The sequence below is a fragment of the uncultured Shewanella sp. genome, assembly GCF_947495455.1.
Lineage (GTDB): Bacteria > Pseudomonadota > Gammaproteobacteria > Enterobacterales > Shewanellaceae > Shewanella.
In genome coordinates, this window is sequence record NZ_CANLZC010000222.1 from 1 (window position 1) to 1,280 (window position 1,280).

Genomic DNA, 1,280 nt, shown 5'->3' on the forward strand with positions numbered 1-1,280 from the left:
ATTGGCAGCCAATGGCCGTATATCAATCAGTAATACTTATTTTGAATTAGATGATGTGAAAGAACGTGTTTCTAATGCGTTTGAAAACTTAGTGACTTACCTTAATGTGCATTCTAATAAAACACTTAATCCAAACACAATTGATGAACAAACTGACATTGAGATTTCTGAATATATGAATAAAACTGGCACTATCTACACGTTAGTCTCAACGGATCTTGTCATGTTATTTATTATTACCAATCATTTATATAATATATTAAACATGAAGCATTATCTTTATCAGCATGGGGGCTTGGTTTATCCCACTTTGTATGCCTATATCGATCATTTAAATGAATATATTACCACGATTGTTATTCCCATGCTGTCAAAAAAGCAAGAAGATGATTATAAAAAACGCATTAAAAATTATAATGATATCACAGGTAATCTCTCTAAATTATTGAGTAATAGTAATAATAAGTATTTAAAAAAGTTTTCAAAATCAATAGGCAAAATAGACAAAGAAGACATCAATAAAGCCGCTTATATGTATTCAGGCCCTTCGGCAAATATCGCCTCTTTGGTCGCCAAAAAATCTTTTACGAATATTGCAAATGACATGGGGCAAGTCAGAGACTTTATTGTGAATATTGCCGAGCAAAAAGGGCATTACAATAATATGAGTGCGCTCATTAAAGAAAATCAAAAGAAAATTGATTTCTCAAAGCGAATGATTAAAGAAAAGCCTAACCAAGGGATGACAGGTAATTTTACTGCATTTACGGGAGGTAATTTATCGGCAAAGCTGCGTCTAGCTATGCCGATATTTGAAATTATTCGAACGACACAAGCCGCTTTTCATAATATTATTTATTCCGTTGAGCGTGCCGCGCCCAGTGCAATTTTAAAGTATTATCATAGCTCTATGCCCTTGGGGACTTATACGTCCACATTATTTAAACCCATATTGCGTTTATTGTTTCATTATAATGAAGCGGCATTAAAAAGCAGTTTGCTTAATGCTTATATTGGTCAAGCTTATGTCAGAATGTTTGAATATTACGATGCCTTTTTTTATGATTCTGGCACTAAAAAAGACATGAAAGATTTTAAGATCGTACTTGGAAAGGGATATAAAAAAGAAAATATCAAGGTGAAAATCACCCCCAAAGTTCCTGAGAATAATGCTGATAATCTGTATTCAATCACCGAGATTCAATTTGATGCAGCTGGTATTACTATAGGGCGAAAGGACATATTAGACACGCTTTTTCCTATACCGAAGAAATTAGCAC

1 protein-coding gene is annotated in these 1,280 nt (G+C 33.3%); it reads left to right on the plus strand.

Annotated elements, in window-relative coordinates; genetic code table 11:
• A partial coding sequence (locus Q0791_RS24850) for a hypothetical protein (RefSeq protein WP_299011944.1) occupies positions 1 to 1,280 on the plus strand: 1,280 nt, incomplete at both ends.